The organism is Halorubrum sp. PV6 (assembly GCF_003990725.2).
Taxonomy (GTDB): domain Archaea; phylum Halobacteriota; class Halobacteria; order Halobacteriales; family Haloferacaceae; genus Halorubrum.
On record NZ_CP030065.1, the window covers coordinates 247,898 to 267,160 of the forward strand.

Below are 19,263 nucleotides of genomic sequence, written 5' to 3' on the forward strand. Positions count from 1 at the left end.
TGATCGGCGTCGTACGTTTATGTTCTGGGGAGCGATCGAGAGGTATGGACACACTCGTTGTCGGCGGGGGCGTCGTCGGGCTTGCAGCCGCGTACTCGTTGGCTGATCGCGGCGCAAACGTGACATTAGTCGAGAAGGGGTCGCTCGGAGCTGGGAGCACCACTCGTTCGGCCGGCGGGATCCGATCGCAGTTCTCGACGCGCGTGAATGTCGAACTCTCACTCGCTAGCAAGGCGGTTTGGAACGCCTTCGAGGAGCGGTTCGGTGTAGATATCGGGCTCCGGAAGAACGGCTATCTGTTTGTAGCCCGAAGTGAAGAAACCGCTGCGAAGTTCCGCGAGAACGTTGCAATGCAGCGCGAACTCGGTGCCGAAAGCGAACTGCTCACGCCCGCAGAGGCGACAGAGCACTGCCCTGGGCTCGACCCAGACCCGTTCGTTGCGGCGACGTACAACTCCACCGACGGGATCGCCGATCCGAACCTTGCCCTCCAGGGGTATGCCGAGGCTGCCCGCGAGTTAGGTGTCGACATCCGAACGAAAACGGCGGTCACAACACTCCACCGCGAGGGCGACCGTGTCGTCGGCGCTGAGCTCCGAGCGGTGGACGCCAAAGAGTCCGAGCGGCACGCGGTCGACTGCGTCGTCAACGCTGCAGGCGCGTGGGCCCCGACAGTCGCTGCCATGGCTGGCGTTGATCTCCCGATTTCGCCTCGACGACGGCAGATCGCTGTGGTCGAGCCGACTTCCCCAGTCTCTGAGTCAGTTCCACTGACAATCGATCTTGAGACGGGGTCGTACTTCCGCCCCGAGCGAGAGGGCTTGGCGCTTGTCGGGGGGCAGTTTGACGAAACTGCTGACCCTGACCAAGACCCCGACGCCTACGACGAGGGAATGGATATCGAATGGGCAGCGCAAGCGGTGGAAAACGCCGATGCGTACACCGAGTACTTCGGACTCGATACCCGGATCAAACGGGGCTGGGCCGGGCTGTACGCGGTCACACTGGATCGACACCCGATTGTCGAGGAGTCGATCCCCGGTCTCGTCACCGTCGCTGGCTTCTCTGGTCACGGGTTCCAGCACGCACCCGCTTCTGGACAGATTGTCGCCGACCTCATCGTTGACGGGGGGACGGATCTCACGGATATCTCGCCGCTCTCACGGGATCGGTTTGAGAATGGTGAGACGATCAGCGAACAAAGCGTCGCATAAAGGAGAGACTCCGTCTTATGAATCCAAACCGAGGGCAAAAAAATGGGCCGGCACAAGGTCCGTCTGAAGCTATCATACTCCGGTAGCTCTCGGAGCAGATCCACCGGGCTTCAACCCCACAGAGGTCCGTCTGAAACCCGTCGTTCCCCTATACGAGTTCAGATGGCGACATTAGCTTCAACGGGCTGTATTGAATCGCTGTAAAGCGGAGAGATTCACTGTTTGACGAAGCGCTTGATGTTCTGGATAATATACGTCAGCGCAATCTCGCGGGAATCACAGAACCACCAGCGCTCGCACGGCAAAACCAGGACCGAGCGCTTCACAGCCGCGTTCACAGTTTTACGGAAAATTGAGGAGAAAGCCTCGCGCTTTAGCGCGAGGAGGATGTCAATCGGCTTCGTGAGTTTGCTCAGTGGTGGTTTCGCTCTTTGAGACAGACGATCTGAGCGTCAATACAGCAGGAAGGATCCCGAAGGCAGTTGCGAGCGACAGCCCGATCGCCAACACGGTCGTCACCCCGAAGTTCGCGAGGACCGGGAATCGCGAGGCGACGAGGATACCGAACCCGAAGATCGTCGTGAAACTGGATCCAATAATCGGCCGAGATAGCTTGGCAACCGACGTCGCCGCGGCTCCGAGTGGCGGTCGACCGTGCGTCTCCGTCTCGAAGACGAACCGCTCGTAGATATGGATCCCGTATGTCACGCCAATCCCGAGCGTGAGTGACGACATCGTGATTGTGAGGGGATTCCACGGGACGGAAAGTAGGTACATTCCCCCGGCGACGAGAAGTGCCGCGCTCCCGGCGACGCTGACGACGATAATTCCGGACACCCGGACCGACCGGAACGCGAGCGACAGGAACACAAACCCGAGCGCGAAGGAGATAATCGTCATCGGTGTCAGTCCTGCCGTGACGTTCTCGATCACGTTCCGGTTAAGAACTGGTTTGCCGGTGACACGGACATCGTGAGCGCCGGTCAGTGCGAGGTCTGCGTTTCCTTCGAACTCGTCGATCAGCGTCCGGACCGCCTCGCCTTCCACGTCGTCAACGTAGAACGTCAGGAGTACGCGTGACGGAGTCTCTGTCGGGTCTCGAACGGCCATCATCCCCGATCCAGTCTGCTGTGTCAGCGTCGCGTCAAGTTGGTTACGAGTTTTAGGTATCGAACCGTCGTTGGCCGCCTGGACGGCCAAAACGGGACTCTGAACCGCATTTACCCGGTCGTTTGTGAGCATAAGTCGTTGGTATCTAGCCAACTCTCGGAACGTCTCCGGCGAGTACGCACGCTCGGTGCTCACGCTGACGTACATCACTTTTGGGCTGTCGACGGTGTCAGACAGCCGATCCATGTCGTTCTTCGCGTCAAGATCCTGCGGCCAGAAGTCCATCATTTCTTGATTCGGTTCCACCTGTGGGTACGCGTACGCCCCGCCGGTGACCAACAGGAGGGCGACCAACAGCGTCAAAAGCGGTCGTCCCCCGGTGACAACGCTGGTGAATCGCTCGGTGCTCGCCTCGAGCCAGTCTTTCGACGCCGGTGCCGAGTCAGTCGAATCCTGTTGCGTGTATCCGTCGCGGTCGAAGCGAACGAGCAGCGCAGGAAGGAGCGTGACCGATAGTGCCATCGACGCCAACACGGCGATTGCGCTGGTTATACCGAACTGTTGAACAGGGGGAACGCTAGACACCAGAAGTGATCCCAGTCCGATTACGGTCGCACCCATAGCGATGAGCAGCGCGCGGCCGGTGGTCCGCGTGGCGACTGCTGCAGCAGTCTCTGGCGAACACCCGGCCTCGCGTTCCTCGACGTACCGCGAGTGAATCTGTAGCCCGTAATCGATTCCCAATCCGAGCGCGATGGGCATGACGCCGAGCATGATCGCGTTAAAATCGAACCCGAATACACCCATCGCACCGATCATGTATGACAGCGCGACCAGCGCTGTGCCAAGGGGAAGGAAGACGTGCCACCCGCGCTCCACCTTCGCGCGCATAACAAGGTACACCACGGTGAAAATCAGCGCGAACGCCCCAGCGAACAGCGTGATCATCTCGGGCAACATGAGCCCAAACGCGGCGTTCTCGAAGACCGGTTGTCCCGTGATTGTCGTCGTCACGCCGGGCGGTAACGGCGCAAGAGCAGTTTCCGTTCGCACCCTGTCGTAGATGATGTCGGAGTCGCGCTGTGGGAGGAACGCCCCCCTGTCGAACGTGTCGACAGCGCCATAGCTCGCGAGGATGATGGTTGTGCCGGGCTTGGGTTCGAGGCGATCGACCATTGCGGCCGACTCCGGCCCCTGCGCGCGTACTCTGTCAATCGCCCGTTCGACTTCCGCTTCCGTTTGCGGTAGCTCGCCACCGTTCCCTTGGCTGACGACATCTGCTATAGAGGTAACTGTGGTCGTTTCGTCGATGTTTTCTGCGTATCGTCTGTCGAGCCTGTCGATCGCTCTGATCGTCTCAGGGTCGTGAAGCTCGCTCGATTCGACGATGACGAACACGTTGTTTCCCGTCTCGAAGTCATCTTTTAGCGTCTCCCAATCGGTTGCTGTCTGGGAGTCGTCCTCGATATAAAGGGTCATCCCCATACTCATCTGGATCCCTGCGACCCCGACGCCGACGGCGAGCAGCGCCGTCACGAGGACAACGGCAATCGTCTTGACCTGATTTTGCGCAGCGTATCGGCCCGCGTGTTCAAGACCGTCTTGGATCTGTTTTCCGGCGTTCATCTATCGGAGGTACTGGCGTAGTTGATCGCGCTTGAAGATGACTCCCGCCACGAGAAATACCGGCACGCCGACTGCCGTCAACACGAGTGGAGTCGAGGGACCACTCGATTCGGTCACTTCGACTGTGGCCGGCTGGACGTCGGAGACGACCGTCTCGTCGAACGGGTTGTCGTACTTAACCGTTGTGTCGAGAGTGTACGCCTTCGGCGTCGCCGCCTCGCCTGCAGTAAGGGTGTACGAGACGGTCGCCTGCTCACCCGGTGACAGCTTACCGACGTACGCTGTGTCGTCGTCGGTCTCGAACGGCGAGTCTGCGTTGATTCGAACGGTCGCGTCCTCGAACGCGCTCTCGCCAGTATTCTTGACGGTCAGCTCGATTCGCTCGGTCGCGCCCGCCTCGATCCGGGCGGTGTCGACCACAACGAACTGCCGCTCTGGGCCGACCGAGACGTTCCCGGTCAGCGTGTCGCTGCGGACGGTGTTTCCAAAGTCGTCGTCGTGGGCGACGACTATCGGGAGCGCGTACGACTGCGCGAGCGCGCGGTCTGAGACCTCCATCTTGATCTCTGTGGTCGCCGATTCGCCGGGTTCGAGTGTCTTGAGTTGTCCGCCGTTTGACAGTGGAGCGAACGGGCGACTTGGCTCAGCGAACACGCGAGCGTTCGTTGCGGCGACGTCGCCGGTGTTCGTCACAGTAACCCGTGCCGCCCCGGTCGAATCGACATACAGCGAACGCGACTCGACTGACACATTGTACTGCGGGCCGTGAGCCACGTCGACGTTTCCGTACCGGACCATCGATTCGCTCGGCTGTCCGTTCGCGTCCTCATAGGCGGCCCGGAATCCGACGGCGTACGATTCGGCGAACTCGACTCCACGGACGACAGCTTGGAAGGTGGCGTTACGCGTGTCACCGGGGGCGACGGTACCGAGTGCCGCTCGGTTACTCTGCGGCTCGAAATGCTCCGAACCGACCATGGAAAGCCTCGCGTTGGACATCGCCTCGTTACCGGTATTGCGTACCGTCACCGCCACCTCACCCTCAGCATTCTTATACAACCCGTTGCTGCTGACGTCGACGACAGCAAGCTGACCGTCCGGCTCAATGCGAATCGTGACGCTTGTCTCCTCAGTCCCGGTGTTCCGGTTAACAGTGTAATCGTCGCTGTCGACGAACATGTCCCGGATGTACGAAAACTCAAGATCCATCGGCACTGTGTAAGTTCCCGGTTCAGCCGACTCGTTTACTTCGACGGTCAGCGGGACTCGCGTGATGCTGCCGGTCCGCACTGTACCGACGCTCTGTTTTCCCATCTTGACATTAAGTGGAAGTTCGTCGTCGTCGTACGTGACCGTCGTCCCGGTTGCGGCGCCGATTTGGACTCCGTGTGCCTGCACGACCCGCGAGACGTCTTCTATTGCCCGATCAGAGTTGGTGACTCCGTCGTGACGGTTCTGAATCGCGATCGTCATCGTCGTGGTCTCGCCCGGCGTCACGACGTTGCTTCCGGTGACTGTCGCATCGAGCTCGGGAACTGACTCTGAGCTGAAACGCTCTGCGGCCGATCCCGAGACACCGATTCCCATCGAGCCAATTAGTAACAGCACAACTCCCGCGACGGCTGCCTTACGGATAACCCCAGCTGAGTCGTGTTTCATGTAGTGTGCACATTATACAATTCTGCCTCAAAAGTATTGGGATCCAGTTCGTTCAATAGTGTCTCAGTGATGGTAACTCCCTACCCCCGACGGTGGAAAACAGTACTGTATCGAATACCCGACTGTAGCCGCATGTTTGCGATGTTATCTACGATGTCTGCAGGTGTGTCTACACGAATTGACCCCAAAGAGATCAAGACTAGTGGTTCAGTACAAGGCAAACGAGTCGGTAGTACTCTCCCATCATTCATTTTCTGACGCAACAATATTGCTATTATAGTGAATTTCTGCGATGAGGTTATAAAAACTAGAAGGCGAATACACCCGCTTTTAAAGAGGTGGTGAAGCCGACATGGTAACAATCTGCCCGTTTCATTTCGCGAAGTGGTCCCGATCGAAAGAAGACACCACCATTGTTCACAAGGATATCCAGTGACCCGTGTTCCTCGGCAATTCGATCGATTGCTGAGTCAATTTCTTCATCATCAGAGACATCCAATTTGACTGCATACTGGTTGGTTGCAGTGATATCAGCAGTATCTCTGGCACCTGCATACACGGTTGCGCCCAAGTCTGCGAGTTCGGCAGCGATTGCGGCACCAATTCCGCGATCTCCCCCGGTGACAACCGCAACATCGTCGGTCAACTCGATTTCAAGCTGTCCGTCCTGAGGTGACTGTGTCATGCTACTGTCTCTGAGAACGCTCGATAATACATAATTAATAAAACTGTCTTAGATTTGTGACTTAGATATGTTACTTAGATTTCTAAAGTATTTGTCTTTCTTATATCACTGAGTAAAACAACAGTCACAGACATGTGTCTGACATACGTTTATATGCTTAGTCACAGATCGTACTGTATGCTCTCATACACGGTCTACAGCGAGGCCGGCGGAGTTGGGAAGACGTCGCTGACCGCGAACATTGCGCGTGCACACGCACGAGCAGGGCTTGATGTACTGGTAATCCCGCTTGACCCACAGGATGGAAATCTAAGTCGACTGTTCAATGTTGACGACGATCGAAGTAATTCGTCTGCGGATAGCCTTGTGCGACATCTTGTCGATAACCCTGGTGGCAATTTTGATGATCTCATTCGAACAGCAGAAGGGATCGACATCATTCCAGAACACAACACGCTCTCAGATCTCGCAGACCACCTAGCACGCGAGAAGAGCCGCGCAGAGGACTTTGGTGATGCGTACAACATCTACGCGCAGCTCCGGCGTGTGCTCGCTGAAAATGATATCCCAGACCGATATGACGTTCTTATTTGTGACCCGCCAGCAACAGAGTCGGATCACCTCTATAACGCGATTTACGCGACGCGGAACCTCCTCATTCCCTTCGAGCCGTCGGCGAAGGGAGAAGCATCTGTTGAGGGATTAGAAGAGTTGGCCACGAACTTCGCGAATGAACTCAATATCGACGTAGGCGTCCTTGGAGCCGTTCCGATCGAGTTCAAGGGAACGAAAGATCAAAAAGAGATCCTCGAAGAAGTGCCGTTTGAGGTACCAGAGGTAATCGGGGACCGAACGTCGATGATGGAAGGGTGCTGGCGACACCAGTGTAGTGCGTTCGAATTTGTCCAGCGCCACCGAAGCCGGCGACGAGATTACGAAGTCGAGACGCTTGCAAAGTTTGACCGGATAGCCCGATTCCTCGAGACACAAGGAAGAATTACAGCCCCCTCACCTCCGGAGCCGGGGACGTTAGATGACCGTGAGGAGGTGACCGTCTAATGGGAGGATTCAAAGAAGGCACCGTCAACGGATGGAACGATGAGGAAGAGGAAGGTGATGACAGCGGGCCTGAGTTCGAGGAGGAAACCACGGGTAATGAGGACGGCAGCCCGGAGGAGCGGTCCACCGAAGTGGAGATTGAAACCGGAGCTGACGATACAGTCAAAAGCGGTACGAACAACACTTCAGCGAGAGAGATCCCCTGGGTTCTCCGGCGAAATAGCATCACTGACGGCCGCGACCAGACGGTCCAGCTTCACCTCCAAGAAGAGACGATGAACGTCCAGCGGAAACAGAAATCCCTCATCGAGGCCCGGCTTGGAGAAAGCGTTCGCAAAGCCGATCTCCGGGAAGCAGCGTTATTGGTCGGACTCCAACACACAGACAATGTCGTTGACATCCTCAAAGAGTGGGGGTACGATTTAGAATAATATCGCAGTGAGCGGTTTATGACTGGACGGCAAGGAAATAACGGCTACTCTTCTGATGAGAAGATCTCGCTGCCGACGTCAGATAGTTCGCTGGCTTCCTTGTGAGCGTACATTTTCGATGTTGTCGACGGATCTTCATGTCGAAGGACGCGTTGTGCGTCACTGAATCCTGCCTCGTCGTAGTATGCTTCCCCAACACCGCGGCGGGCGCCATGGAGCGTCAGATAGTCCTTTGAATCGGCTGAACAGTCCACAGCAGCTTCTTGAGAGAGCTTCTTGAGCGTGTACCGACCGCCCTCAGTGGTTAGCGCCGGTGGCGTAAGCTCTCGTTCTCGGAAGGCATCGACGAGTTCAGCTGTGCTGAAGCTGGTAACTGTGTCAATTGTGCCAGGATCGACTCCCCGGTTCTGGAGCTGGCTCCGTGCGGCCTCTCGGAGTGAGGCGAGATGGAACGAAGGGAACACGGGCCACGTATCGGCAGGCGGGGCTAAGAGCTTCTGCCAGCGCCTGAGAGCCCCGACAGGACGGTCAGTTAACGGTGCCTTCTCGACTTTCTGGCTCTTTCCAAGTACCGTCAGGATTTCCTGATCAGTATCGATGTCTGCCCACGTAATCCCTGTCCGTCGGTCATCGCGACTGGCAGCCAGAATCTCAGCGCCACGGACACCTGAAAATCCGAGAACGTAGACAAGCGCCCGGTCACGGGCAGCTGTGAGTGCCTCTCGACTCCGGGGATCCGCATCAATGGCGTCGTGTGCTCGCTCGTCGACGTACGAGACAATAGCCTCACGCTGCTGTTGTGACCAGAACTGTTGTTGCCCAGAATCCGTCGTGGGGCGGTCAGGCATTTCGTCTTTCGCCCGGTCAGTGTCTGCCGGATTCTCTGCGATGTACTCCCACTGCTGACAATAATGGAGATACGCAGAGACGAGCGAGTAGTAGTTCCACGCAGTAGCGGGTGTGATCCCCTCGGCATCACCGTTTGCCTGTCGAGCGTTCACGCGCCGGGCGAGGTGACCAGCATATCGGGCGAGATGCCGGCTGTCGAGCGCTTCGAGGGTGGTTACCCCGCGACGGTCCATCCACTCTATCCAGTCCGGGACGACGCGTTCGAGCGCTTGAACGTAATTCCCTGAGCGCTGGGTCTCGTCTTCAGCTAAATCTGTCTCTTCGATCGTCTTCGCCTTGGCGTCAAGGAAATTCGGCAGCGGCTCGTCGAGTGGTGTATCGCCGGTCATTTCCCTGGGTTGAGGGCCGTCAGCTGGCGGTGCCATCGATTCAGCTTCACCGACGGCGGCGACCCTCAAAAATTTACTTGTGACTACTCGACTAATCCAAAGTGGACAGCAAAATTTTCAATATCGCCCCAATCACCCGTCTAGCGGCTGATTACGGACAAATAGGCTAGATCCCCCGTGTTGTAAATTGCATGTCGCTATACAAAATATTGCGCTTTGGAAGTTGAGACTACAGTGGGTTTAGCGGGCCTGTGATGCGCGAATTTGACCGATTCGGTCAGCGGAAACTGCTCCAGATCACTCTCCAAGCGGCCATTCTTGTAAAATATTCAACTATATGGGCAGATTTTTCAGACGTCCAATAGTGTAGCCACTCAGACGGCGCGCTAACCCAGACAGAGTGTCTCTCTAACCGATTCCAGTCTCCTTCTTTAGCAGCGTCAGTGTGTTATCTGCCGTCACCATCGGCGAGTGCTCGTAGTTACCAGTCAACGCAGCCTGAACGAGCAAGTCGACGGATCGCCAGATCGAGTACAGCAGACACGCAAACGCGAAGTCGAAGAATCTAAGCCCGAAATTCTTCGACGTGGTAGCAGCCATGAAGCGTTTGACCGACTTGTATCCGCTCTCGATTTCCCAGCGGTAGCCGTACTCCGTGAGGTGTCCACTCCCTCGATTCGTCATGAACACCGAGTACTGCCGGTGATCGCCATGCTCGGAGTCCTCTTTCCGACGGTAGATAAGCGCGTCTCGTGCCATTCGTTCTTCTCGAGATGGAGCTTCCGGTCGGTTTCGTATCGGTCCTGACCCCGTCGGAGCAACCGCTTGGCTTGGGCTTTTTCGCTGGTCTGCATCCGCTTGGGAACGACGTAGGAAAGCCCGCGCTGGCTGATCATCTCCAAGATGTGCTGACTGTCGAACTCTCGGTCCATCAGCACGTTATCGACGTAAACGAGATCCTGGGCAGAGTCGAGCAGGTCCTCGACGATCTCCTTCCGTGACTCGCCTTTCCGTACTGGGCGGGCATCAAGGACGAGTGGAACAGCGTTGCCGACCAACTGGACTGTCGCCCACTGGTGGGCGTATTCGTCGTTCTTCTCTTTCGTTCCAATTATCTCGTCTTCGTGTCCGGCGCGGTCGCCTGTGAAGGGGTCGGCTTCGGTGATGTCAATGGCGACGATTCCGGCTCGATAGAACTCCTTCGTCTCTGCGAGTTCATTGATCAGCTGTCGGACCGCCTGTCGGTACATCTCGCGAATCTGCTGGATAGAGAGATCTCGAATGTGGTCGCGGTGGGCGTGTCCGAGTGGTGTTCGATCTCGCGAGGACTTATGAATGAAACTGCGGGCTCCTTCGTTCGCAGCCAGCCGCTCGCGCAATCCGAGATACGTCTGGAGGTCCCAGTAGGCGTTCTCGTGTATCTCACAGCCGTCCCCACGGTCCAGCGAAAACGCCGGGAACACGATGCGGCTGACGTGGTCGGTGATCTTCTCTGCCTGCTCCAACGTGGTATGATCGGCTGGTTCTAACTCGCCAGACTCGTCATCGTGGTGCCGAAGCTTTCGTTCCGGTTCACGCGGAATCCCGACACCTGCATTCTGGGCTTTGATGAGGATCGTTCGAGCCGCCGTTTCGACCGTCTCTCGGAGGTCAGGGGTGAACCGCTTGTGCCAACTCCGCCATAGTGTTGACTGCTCTGGGATCGTCTCGAGACCCAGTTGCTCACAGAGTACAGGACGGTTCTTTAGATACTCGGACAGTGCTGTCTCGTGCTCCAACCCGTGGAGTTCCTTCAGGACGAACACCCGAAACAGGGAGTCCATCTCGTAGCGTGTCGAGCGTGTATAGCGATCGTGAGCCTCGAAGCTGAAGTAGGCCAGTGGAAGTACGAGGACGAACTGCTCAACCGAATCATGGTTGGGATGCGTAAACCAGGTTTCTGAGACGATCCGAACGTCCGAGTGTAATCCGGCAAGTGAGGTACGATCATAGATCGGTGTCGAATCATATGTTGGCCACTCAACGTGCGCTCGTTGTGCGATTTGTCGGAAGATAGCGCGCCGGGACGCAGAGGTCGAAGCCATATAGAAATACTGAGAAAATACCAGAACTGGTGTTAGCAGCAGTCGCTTCCAGCGCCGCAGACCTCACCGTACTCGAGACCAATTCCGTCGTTGATCGCTTCGTTGCACTCGATCAGCAGCGACTCGAACTCGTCAGCCGTTACCTCCGATTGTGCCACATCGAGGTCTTCACCGAGCGCTTCAGCGGCGGTCAGAACTTCATCGTCGGAGGCGCTCAACAGCACCCACCCCCAAGAGACTGCGCGAACTCCTGCCTGATTTGTTCGCTGATGACGTCGTTCGTCTCCTCAAGGAGGGCGGCGAGTTCCTCTTGTGCTGCTCGGTGCTGTTGGATGGTGTCGTTGCTTGAGACCTCGGATTGTAGCTCCTGTAATTCGCTCATAATCGACGAATCGAACTCGTCCGCCTGTAACTCCTGCTGTTTTTCTTGGTACGCTTCGAGTAGGGACTTTGACTCCTCGTCGGCCTCGAGTTGTTCGTTCGCGTCCACGAACTGTTGATAGGTCGCTGAGTCACGGAGCGTCTCGATGAACGTCTGAAGTGACTCCTCGACGGCTGTCGTTTCCGACACGGCTTCGCTCACGACGCCGTCACCTCCGGCTCAGTATCCTTGGTGATGTCATCCAAGCCGGTTATTTCCTCACCGAACGCGCGCAATGCGTCCAGTCCGACCGGCTCGTCCTGACGTAGCGGAGCGAGCATCATCGGCACGTCGAACCGATCACTGATCTCGCTGAGGTACTCCGCCTGCTGGGCGCGACGATTCTCGAAGAAGGCGTTATCGCCGTATTTCTCGGGGAGCAGGTAGTTTGCGACCACCAGTGAGGTCTCGATCCCGACTTGGTCTTTAAGATCTGCGGCGGCCCGGTAGGCTTCCATCATTGGGGTGTACTCGGGGTACATCACGAACGCGAACGTACTCTGATCGGGGTCCTTCATCGTCTCGATGACCTCGTCGTACTGGTCGCCTTTCGCGGGCGCGGCACCCTTGGTCAGCGAACCCAAATCCATGAATCCCTTCCAGTCGGAGGGGAGTTCGAGCAGTCGGAGCGTGTGCCCCGTGGGGGCGGTGTCGAAGACGACGACATCGTAGCCGTCTTCGTCGAAGTAACTTACGAACTTCTCAAGGGCGGCCATCTCTTCGGCACACGGTGACTCCAGTTCCTCTTCGACGTTTGCGATCGCCGCGTCCACGTCAATTTGGGTGTCCTCTTTGTCCTCGTACATCTCGGTGACGTGGTCGAGGACCTGTGTGCGGTACTCTTCGAGCGCTTTTTCTTGATCGATCCGTGCCGCGTCGAGGTTTGCTTGACCGACCGAGGTCGGCTCGTGGCCGACACGTTCTCCGAATATGTCTTCGAGGTGGGCAGCCGGATCAGTTGTGACGACGAGCGTTTCGTGGCCAGCTTCGGCGAGCTTCGTCGCCGCCGTCGAAGCGATCGTACTCTTGCCAACGCCGCCCTTCCCGGTGAAGAAGAGATACCGCGTCTCATCGCCCGGTTGCAGCTGTTCGGCGACCGCCTCAGTGTCAGCCATCGACTCGAAGTCGACTGTAGTCTCGGCGTCTACGTCGGTCGCCGTCCCAACGTCGACGGTGGCCTCGTCGCCGTCGTACAGGACGCCACCGACATCTGCGAGTAGGTCGAGCCCTGCGATCTCGCCCGGCTGGAGTGGGTACGTTGCCATCGCGTCGGCGCCGAACTCCGTCCGTGCGCGTTCGATAACTGCCTGCTCGTCTTCCCGCTTCCCCTCGAAGAACGGATCCTCACACACCGACTCGGGGAGATAGCCGTTGATGATCAGCAGTTGGGACTCGATCCCAAGCTCGCCGAGGTCGCTTGCACTGCGCTCGATCTCGTCGACCGAAGAGTCCTCGGGCTTGCCGACGAACGCGAATGAAGTCTTCTCGTCGTCCTGAAGCGTGTCGATAGCACGCTCGTAGTCCTGTTTGCGCTCCTCCATCGAGGCTGCCGGCCCGATGCAGGTCGAGCCGCCCTTCTCCAGTTCAGCGTTCCAGTCGGAGGGCAACTCCATCAGTCGGATGGTGTGTCCCGTGGGAGCGGTGTCGAAGACGACGATATCGTACTCCGGGCTATCCATGAAGTCGACGAAGTTATCGAAGGCGGCGATCTCTTCGACACACGGGCTGTTGAGTTGTTCCTCGACGGTTTCGAGTTGCTCGTCGTCGAGAAGCTGTCGCATCGGCTCAATCGTCTCTTGTCGATACTCTTCGGCCGCCGTGTCCGGGTCGATCTCGATGGCCGATAGGTTCTCGATGTCGTCGATAGCAGTGACTTCGTGGCCGATCTCTTGCCCGAAGATGTCCGAGAGGTTCGGCGCAGGGTCTGTCGTCACCAGCAGCGTCTCGTAGTCGTTGTCCGCGAGCCAGGTCGCTGTCGCGCAGCTCACGGTACTCTTACCGACGCCGCCTTTGCCGCTGAAAAAGACGAATTCGGTCTCCTCGCTTGTCGGCTCTACGACCGCTCGTGCGTCGGTGGGGGTTGTGTTCATGCGTTAGGCCTCTTGGGTCGGGGTGGCTGTTTCGATTGCTGCCGCGAGTTCGTCGTACGAGAGGTACTCGGACTTGCCGACAATTTCGTCGTCAACGACAGTGATCGGCAAAATCGAGGGACCGTGTTCCTCGACCAAGTCGGAGATGGACTCGGTCTCGAGGAACTGGTCGATGTTGTGCTGCATGTTCGCCCGCGAGACATCGACATCCTCAAATTCCGATTCGAGTTGGTCGAGGGCGGCACTGACTTCAACGAGTTCTTCGTCGGGGTCAGGACCACAGACGCCGGTGGAGCAACACATCGCCTCCTCGTACAGGATGAGTTCAGTCATTGCTCGGGAAAGAGTATTTTATCAATTGTCCGGCTGGCAGTGCGGCGGTCACGGATCATATTGGTGGCCTTGTTCCATCGCATTCAATTGAGGGATTGTTCAATCATATTCATAAGACCTTCGACTCGCATAGACGTAGTCAGTACTCAAAATAGAAGAAATACGCTGATCCAAGTATTTTTACGCGTCATATCGGTTCCGTGCTGTCGATAGAGCCTACAGTATATCTTATAGAGTCCTAAAGTGATAGAGTCAGAGTTGAGTGTAAGGAGTGCGCGGGTCGGTCCAGAATACTTAATTCGTTATCTGCTCAATCGAAGTGTATGTCCTCAACCGAACGTCTACAACGGTACCTCGCCGACGAACGAGGTGGATGTGGCGACGAGGAGGTATGTCAGCGTCTATCTGAACTCGAAGAGATCGACGCGGCCGCAGGCGGGCCTGCGCTGGACGAAGACGTTGGATTGCTATCGGCGCTCGCGAACGAGACCCGCTACAAGATCGTTCGTATCCTCCACATCGCTGGCGAGGAACTCTGCGTCTGTGAATTTGCGCCACTGCTCGACGTCAGCGACAGCGCGATCAGCCATGCGCTGTCCCAACTCACTGACGCTGGACTCATCACTCGCCGAAAAGAGGGGAAGTGGCGGAAATATCGAGCGACAGCACGCGCCAACGCCGTCCTCATCGCCCTAGACGGATCGCGGGAGCTTTGATCGGAAGCGAGAGTTATCGACATGACCCATCGACGAAGTAACTCTCACTGGTCGGTAATAGCCAGCATTCGATACAATGGCTACTGAGCCATATATATTGAAAAGTAACACTCATAGGAGCGCTTAACACGGTATAAAAGAGGAGATTATCTATGGATACAGCATCACCCGTTAAGTTTGGATTTGTGTGTGTACAGAATGCGGGACGAAGCCAGATGTCAGCTGCGTTCGCCGAGCGGGAACGTGATCTCCGGGAATTAGGGGATACTCTCGAGATTCTCACCGGCGGTACACATCCAGCTGAACACGTCCACAAGGAAGTGATCACGGTCATGCAAGAACGAGACATCGACCTCTCTGACCGAACGCCTCGGGAGGTCTCGACTGACGAGCTCGAATCGTGCGATGTCGTCGCCACGATGGGCTGTTCGACGCTAGAACTGGACGCCGAGAACGTCGACGTTCGAGACTGGGCGTTAGACGATCCGCACGGTCAAGACCTTGACACTGTCCGCGAGATTCGTGACGACATAGAGCAACGCGTCAAGGCGCTGTTCGACGAGTTCTATCCGGACGAACCGTAGCATAGACGTAATCAGAGGATTCGTTCGTCCCTCCAATCGGAAAATTCTCCTCTGGACAAGCCCGTTTGTAATTTTTGGTGAGTTAGGGTTTCTGTGGCGGCTTCCGAGCCTCGATAGTGGCAGAGACGAGATACTCACCGAGATCGCGATCGGCGTCCCAATCGCTGATGAACTCGGTGCTCTCGCCCTTCGGCGCGATCTCGATCGCTTCGAAGCCGGCGTTATCGAGCATCGCTTCGAGATTCTCGATGGTCGACGCACCGGCGACGCAGCCGGTTAGCGAGTCCGGATCCATCTTGACGTCGTCGGGGAACGGCGCGGTTTGGACGACGTCCGAGATGGCGACGCGCCCGCCGGGCTTGAGGACGCGGAAGGCGTCGTCGAACACGAGCTGTTTTTCGGGAGCGAGGTTGACGACGCAGTTCGAGATAACGACGTCGATAGTCGCGTCTGCAACGGGGAGATGGCTGATCTCGCCGAGGCGAAACTCGACGTTGTCGGCGTCGTTTTTCGCGACGTTCTCCCTCGCTTTCGAGACCATCTCCGGTGTCATGTCCACACCGATGACGGTTCCGTCCGGACCGATCTCCCGTGCGGCGAGGAAGCAGTCGAAGCCCGCACCGGAGCCGAGGTCGAGCACCGTCTCGCCGGCCGCCATCTCGGCGAACGCCTTCGGATTTCCACACCCAAGGCCAAGGTCTGCGCCCTCGGCGACAGACGCGACATCGTCGGCGTCATAGCCAAGGCGTTCGCTCCCGGACGCTCCTTCGGTGCCGTCACAGCATCCACCGTCGTCGGTGGTATCGATGCCGACGTCGCCACAGCAGTTTTGACTGTCCGAAGCGATAGTTTCGTAGCGTTCGCGCACCATCTTACGGGTCTCTTCGGGGTCGCGGTCACCGGCCACCGTAGTAGTATCGTTACTCATGGGAACCCCGCAGATCGTCGAGGGTTTCGAGAAGGGCCGCAGTCGTTTCAGTCGGTTCGTAGTACCGCCAAGATCCTTCTTTGCGGCGCGTGACAAGTCCTGCGGTGTACAATCGCGAGAGCGCTTGGCTGACGGCGCTCTGACTAACACCGACCGCGGCTTCGAGGTCGCAGACACAGACGCCGTCGTCGGCGTTCAAAACTTGGCGAAGCAGTTCGTATCGTGTGTCATTCCCCATCGCGGTCAGTACTTGGAGGTCTGTCGCCATCGCATCCGAGTTGACATCTTCGAGCGGTGTACAGCAGGTCTCCGTTTCCTCCGTGGTTCCGTCAGTGATCGCATCTCCCATTATATTAGCAGTAGCTTATACAAGTAAACACTAATATATTTCCCTCGGCAACTCCCTCGAAACTCTGGAATCAAGTTGAACCTTGGGTACAGCAGTACCATCACCGATCTGAATCAGAATCGGTGCGGTAGAAAGTCGATACGTCGGTGAAGTTCCCGAAGGTGAAAACAACGTTCGAGATGGTGTGGGCTGAACACATATGCATTGAGAGTGCTAGTCTCAACTTCTGCCGCGAAGAGGCAGACGACCATCTTGAGACCCTTCGTGACGCCCTAGACATCGGCGACGGTGACATTATTGAGATTGACGGTGAAGACGCCGATCTAGAGTGCGCCGAGTGACGGTCGGACACACTTTCCGACATTCACCATCAGCACTCGCACAAGAAAGCCAGTTCACGCCGACTTGCACGCCTCAATTATAAGTTCGGGGGCATCAACCAGTTGATTCACTGTATGCGCACCCTTCCCTTTCCCTCGGCCCTTCCGATTCTGTTCGATCAGCGAGAGAAACGCAAGTTCGGAGAGGAGGTCGCGGACGCGACGGATTTTGAGCGGGTCGGTTCCTTCGCGTTCACACACAACCTCGTAGGCCGAGTACACCTGCTTTGAGGGGATCATCGCATCTGTATCGGTTGACTGCTGCATCTGGAGTGCGAGCCCCTGAAGGAGATATTTCGAGTGCTCGGGTTGCTTTCCAATTAGTTCGGCGAGTCGCGCCTCTTCTTCACGCTCGTGTGCTTCATCAACGTACTCAACGCTGACGCGGTCGTCATCGTGTTCGTCGGCGATTTCCCCAGAATATCGGAGAATATCAATCGCCTTCCGAGCGTCTCCGTGTTCTTTCGCTGCGAGTGCTGCGACCTTCGGAATCACGTCGTCATCAAGGACGCCCTCTCGAAACGCATCTGCCCGTGAGTTGAGGATTGCACGCAGTTGATTTGCGTCATAGGGCGGGAACACGAAGTCACGCTCGGAGAGACTTGATTTGACGCGCTCATTGAGTGTTTCCTTGTAGCGAATCTTGTTGCTGATCCCGATGATGCCGAGTGTACTGTCTTCTACCTTTCCGGCCTCCGCCGCTCGTGAGAGCTGCATGAGAACGTTGTCGTCTTCGAGTTTGTCGATCTCGTCTAAAATGATGATACCAACGTCGAGACGTAGATCGAGTATCTTCCAGAGCCGCCGATAGTAATCAGACGTGGAAACGCCAGACGCTGGAATTTTCACATCCGTCACGTCGGGATCGTTGAACGATTCAGCGATCGTTCGGATAGCCTGCGTTTCTGTTGAGTCCTGAAAACAGTCGATGTATGCGACGTCAACATGGACATCATTCTCGGCGGCAGCCTCAGTGAGGTCCTGCGTAATGTACTTTGAGCAGAGGCTCTTGCCTGTTCCCGTCTTTCCATAGATCAACACGTTGTTCGGCGTCCCACCTCGCTGGGCGTCCTTAATCGCGTTCGCGAGGTTTGTGAGTTCCTCATCACGGCCGATGATCCGATCACCCTCCGGAAGATGACTCACACGAAGGAGTTCCTTATCAGCAAAAATGGGGTCAGGATCCCCGAAGAATGACTCCGTATCGCTCATGCAGGGTCGCACTCACCCGACCCATATCAATCTTCTCACCGCCTTGCCGCTGTAAACAGGAGTCTGTATTAGACGACCCGTCCAAGTGGGGTTAAAACCCGTATATTCCTACGTTTTGAGAAGTCCAGTCTCATAACGGGCCCCGTATTGCCGCTGTAAGAGTGGTATCGAGGTGGTCTCACACCCCTCGTTGCCGCTGTAAACACGAATGATGTGTGACCTCCAGATGAAATTGTGGGTGATTCAGAGAAAGTCGATCGAGAGCCGGTCAGCTACGTGATTTGGGGAAAACACCATGACAGTGAAACATACGGTTCACGTCTTCGACGCCAAAACAACATGGCCTCTCAGTATGCCAAAAGCGTGGTACGGTAACAAACAACACGCTTTGGTATAAAATTACTGATCGATGTGGTGTTGATAGTAGAACGTGTGAGCGGGCAGGTGGATGTTTTCTATACATACACCGCTCTACGGTGGTTTTACAGCGGCAACGAGGGGTCCATCTCTTTCGAGCCACCATACCATTTCCCGGGAGATGTTTACAGCGGCAACGAGGGGTGTGCGACAGATGATCCCTGATGCCTCAAGCACCGTGACGTCGAAGTCAACAACCCCTCTAGGGTCCTCAGGTCTATCAAAATGGGGAACCCGCCAACACCACCGTCACCGGGCCTAGCGGCTCAGGTAACTTAACCAACAAAATCCCGTTGCTGTTGCTTTTGTTGGTTAATCGTTGAGAGTGCGGCCTTTCTCGAGATGGGTCTTTATTTATGCGATGGACTAAGCCAAGGTATGAGCGACTCGGCGTCTCCAAGCGCCTCTGTCTCGCTATCTGAGCCCACTGACATTCCGGCAGTCCTGGATCGGGCTGGTATCGATTATGTCGGTGTTCATGACCAGCGACTACTAGCGATCTATCGCACCGGCATCTTCAATGTGGTAACTGAGTCGGAGACAGTATCGAATGGGCACACACTTCAGATCGACTGCTGGGAAGCACCACTTCCGTCTCGCGATGATGAGCAATCACCTCAGGAGCTTCTCAAGGACTTTGCCGCCGTATTTGACGCAGGCAACCAGAGCTAAAGCTGTCTGTCTGTATCTACGACCTAGCGACCTCGATGAGCACGTCAGACAGTGT

General features: G+C 56.6%; 18 protein-coding genes and 1 pseudogene. 7 read left to right on the plus strand and 12 right to left on the minus strand.

Features of this window, described 5'->3' with window-relative positions:
- Positions 1-44 precede the first annotated feature (44 nt).
- Positions 45-1,214 (plus strand): FAD-binding oxidoreductase, encoded by a 1,170-nt coding sequence (locus DOS48_RS28975; RefSeq protein WP_168654529.1) that lies wholly within the window; start codon positions 45-47, stop codon positions 1,212-1,214.
- Between the two features lie 390 nt (positions 1,215-1,604).
- On the opposite strand, the gene DOS48_RS28980 is transcribed toward DOS48_RS28975, so the two are convergent.
- The 3 genes from DOS48_RS28980 to DOS48_RS28990 all read right to left on the minus strand — a co-directional run bounded on the left by DOS48_RS28980 (position 1,605) and on the right by DOS48_RS28990 (position 6,294).
- Positions 1,605-3,950: an RND family transporter gene (locus tag DOS48_RS28980; protein ID WP_168654531.1), complete on the minus strand. Its 2,346-nt coding sequence runs from the start codon at positions 3,948-3,950 to the stop codon at positions 1,605-1,607.
- Complete coding sequence (locus DOS48_RS28985) at positions 3,951-5,609, minus strand: COG1361 S-layer family protein (RefSeq protein ID WP_168654533.1); 1,659 nt, start codon at positions 5,607-5,609, stop codon at positions 3,951-3,953. It abuts the gene before it with no gap.
- Between the two features lie 307 nt (positions 5,610-5,916).
- Positions 5,917-6,294: an SDR family NAD(P)-dependent oxidoreductase gene (locus DOS48_RS28990; protein ID WP_168654535.1), complete on the minus strand. Its 378-nt coding sequence runs from the start codon at positions 6,292-6,294 to the stop codon at positions 5,917-5,919.
- A 177-nt stretch (positions 6,295-6,471) separates the two neighbouring features.
- On the opposite strand from DOS48_RS28990, the gene DOS48_RS28995 reads away from it, so the two are divergent.
- On the plus strand, positions 6,472-7,353 hold the full coding sequence (locus tag DOS48_RS28995) for a ParA family protein (protein ID WP_168654537.1): 882 nt from the start codon (positions 6,472-6,474) through the stop codon (positions 7,351-7,353).
- Complete coding sequence (locus tag DOS48_RS29000) at positions 7,353-7,784, plus strand: hypothetical protein (RefSeq protein ID WP_168654539.1); 432 nt, start codon at positions 7,353-7,355, stop codon at positions 7,782-7,784. The genes DOS48_RS28995 and DOS48_RS29000 overlap by 1 nt, the downstream gene beginning before the upstream one ends.
- Positions 7,785-7,828: 44 nt before the next feature.
- On the opposite strand, the gene DOS48_RS29005 is transcribed toward DOS48_RS29000, so the two are convergent.
- From DOS48_RS29005 to arsD, 6 genes and pseudogenes are all read right to left on the minus strand, one after another.
- Positions 7,829-9,058 (minus strand): site-specific integrase, encoded by a 1,230-nt coding sequence (locus DOS48_RS29005; RefSeq protein WP_168654541.1) that lies wholly within the window; start codon positions 9,056-9,058, stop codon positions 7,829-7,831.
- A 372-nt stretch (positions 9,059-9,430) separates the two neighbouring features.
- Positions 9,431-11,106: pseudogene (locus DOS48_RS29010) on the minus strand (transposase).
- 32 nt (positions 11,107-11,138) lie between these two features.
- On the minus strand, positions 11,139-11,330 hold the full coding sequence (hcsS, locus tag DOS48_RS29015; protein ID WP_092562744.1) for a halo-CC-star protein HcsS: 192 nt from the start codon (positions 11,328-11,330) through the stop codon (positions 11,139-11,141).
- Positions 11,321-11,689, minus strand: coding sequence for a halo-CC-star protein HcsL (gene hcsL, locus DOS48_RS29020; RefSeq protein WP_168654543.1), 369 nt, complete (start codon positions 11,687-11,689; stop codon positions 11,321-11,323). The genes hcsS and hcsL overlap by 10 nt, the downstream gene beginning before the upstream one ends.
- Positions 11,686-13,617: an arsenical pump-driving ATPase gene (gene arsA / locus DOS48_RS29025; protein WP_168654545.1), complete on the minus strand. Its 1,932-nt coding sequence runs from the start codon at positions 13,615-13,617 to the stop codon at positions 11,686-11,688. Before arsA ends, hcsL begins: the two co-directional genes overlap by 4 nt.
- A 3-nt stretch (positions 13,618-13,620) precedes the next feature.
- The gene (gene arsD, locus DOS48_RS29030) at positions 13,621-13,950 is read right to left on the minus strand and encodes an arsenite efflux transporter metallochaperone ArsD (RefSeq protein ID WP_168654546.1); all 330 of its coding nucleotides are present in this window, start codon (positions 13,948-13,950) and stop codon (positions 13,621-13,623) included.
- A gap of 323 nt (positions 13,951-14,273) precedes the next feature.
- Here arsD and DOS48_RS29035 point away from each other — a divergent pair, with 323 nt between their 5' ends.
- Together DOS48_RS29035 and DOS48_RS29040 are read left to right on the plus strand one after the other, a co-directional pair.
- Positions 14,274-14,666: a metalloregulator ArsR/SmtB family transcription factor gene (locus DOS48_RS29035; RefSeq protein ID WP_092562732.1), complete on the plus strand. Its 393-nt coding sequence runs from the start codon at positions 14,274-14,276 to the stop codon at positions 14,664-14,666.
- Positions 14,667-14,818: 152 nt separating this feature from the next.
- Entirely contained in the window at positions 14,819-15,250 is a 432-nt protein-coding gene (locus tag DOS48_RS29040) for a low molecular weight phosphatase family protein (RefSeq protein WP_168654548.1), read from the plus strand.
- An 82-nt stretch (positions 15,251-15,332) separates the two neighbouring features.
- Here the strand turns inward: DOS48_RS29040 and DOS48_RS29045 are convergent, their stop codons facing one another.
- Both DOS48_RS29045 and DOS48_RS29050 read right to left on the minus strand, forming a co-directional pair.
- Positions 15,333-16,178 carry an arsenite methyltransferase gene (locus tag DOS48_RS29045; RefSeq protein ID WP_168654550.1) on the minus strand — a complete coding sequence of 282 codons (846 nt, stop codon included), beginning with the start codon at positions 16,176-16,178 and terminating at the stop codon, positions 15,333-15,335.
- Positions 16,171-16,527, minus strand: coding sequence for a helix-turn-helix transcriptional regulator (locus tag DOS48_RS29050; RefSeq protein ID WP_394353608.1), 357 nt, complete (start codon positions 16,525-16,527; stop codon positions 16,171-16,173). The genes DOS48_RS29045 and DOS48_RS29050 overlap by 8 nt, the downstream gene beginning before the upstream one ends.
- 146 nt (positions 16,528-16,673) lie before the next feature.
- Between DOS48_RS29050 and DOS48_RS29055 the strand changes: the two genes are divergently transcribed.
- Positions 16,674-16,868 carry a hypothetical protein gene (locus DOS48_RS29055; protein ID WP_168654284.1) on the plus strand — a complete coding sequence of 65 codons (195 nt, stop codon included), beginning with the start codon at positions 16,674-16,676 and terminating at the stop codon, positions 16,866-16,868.
- Between the two features lie 54 nt (positions 16,869-16,922).
- Here the strand turns inward: DOS48_RS29055 and DOS48_RS29060 are convergent, their stop codons facing one another.
- Complete coding sequence (locus tag DOS48_RS29060) at positions 16,923-18,119, minus strand: Cdc6/Cdc18 family protein (RefSeq protein WP_168654552.1); 1,197 nt, start codon at positions 18,117-18,119, stop codon at positions 16,923-16,925.
- A 795-nt stretch (positions 18,120-18,914) separates the two neighbouring features.
- Between DOS48_RS29060 and DOS48_RS29065 the strand changes: the two genes are divergently transcribed.
- Positions 18,915-19,208, plus strand: coding sequence for a hypothetical protein (locus tag DOS48_RS29065; protein WP_168654555.1), 294 nt, complete (start codon positions 18,915-18,917; stop codon positions 19,206-19,208).
- The last annotated feature ends 55 nt before the right edge of the window (positions 19,209-19,263 follow it).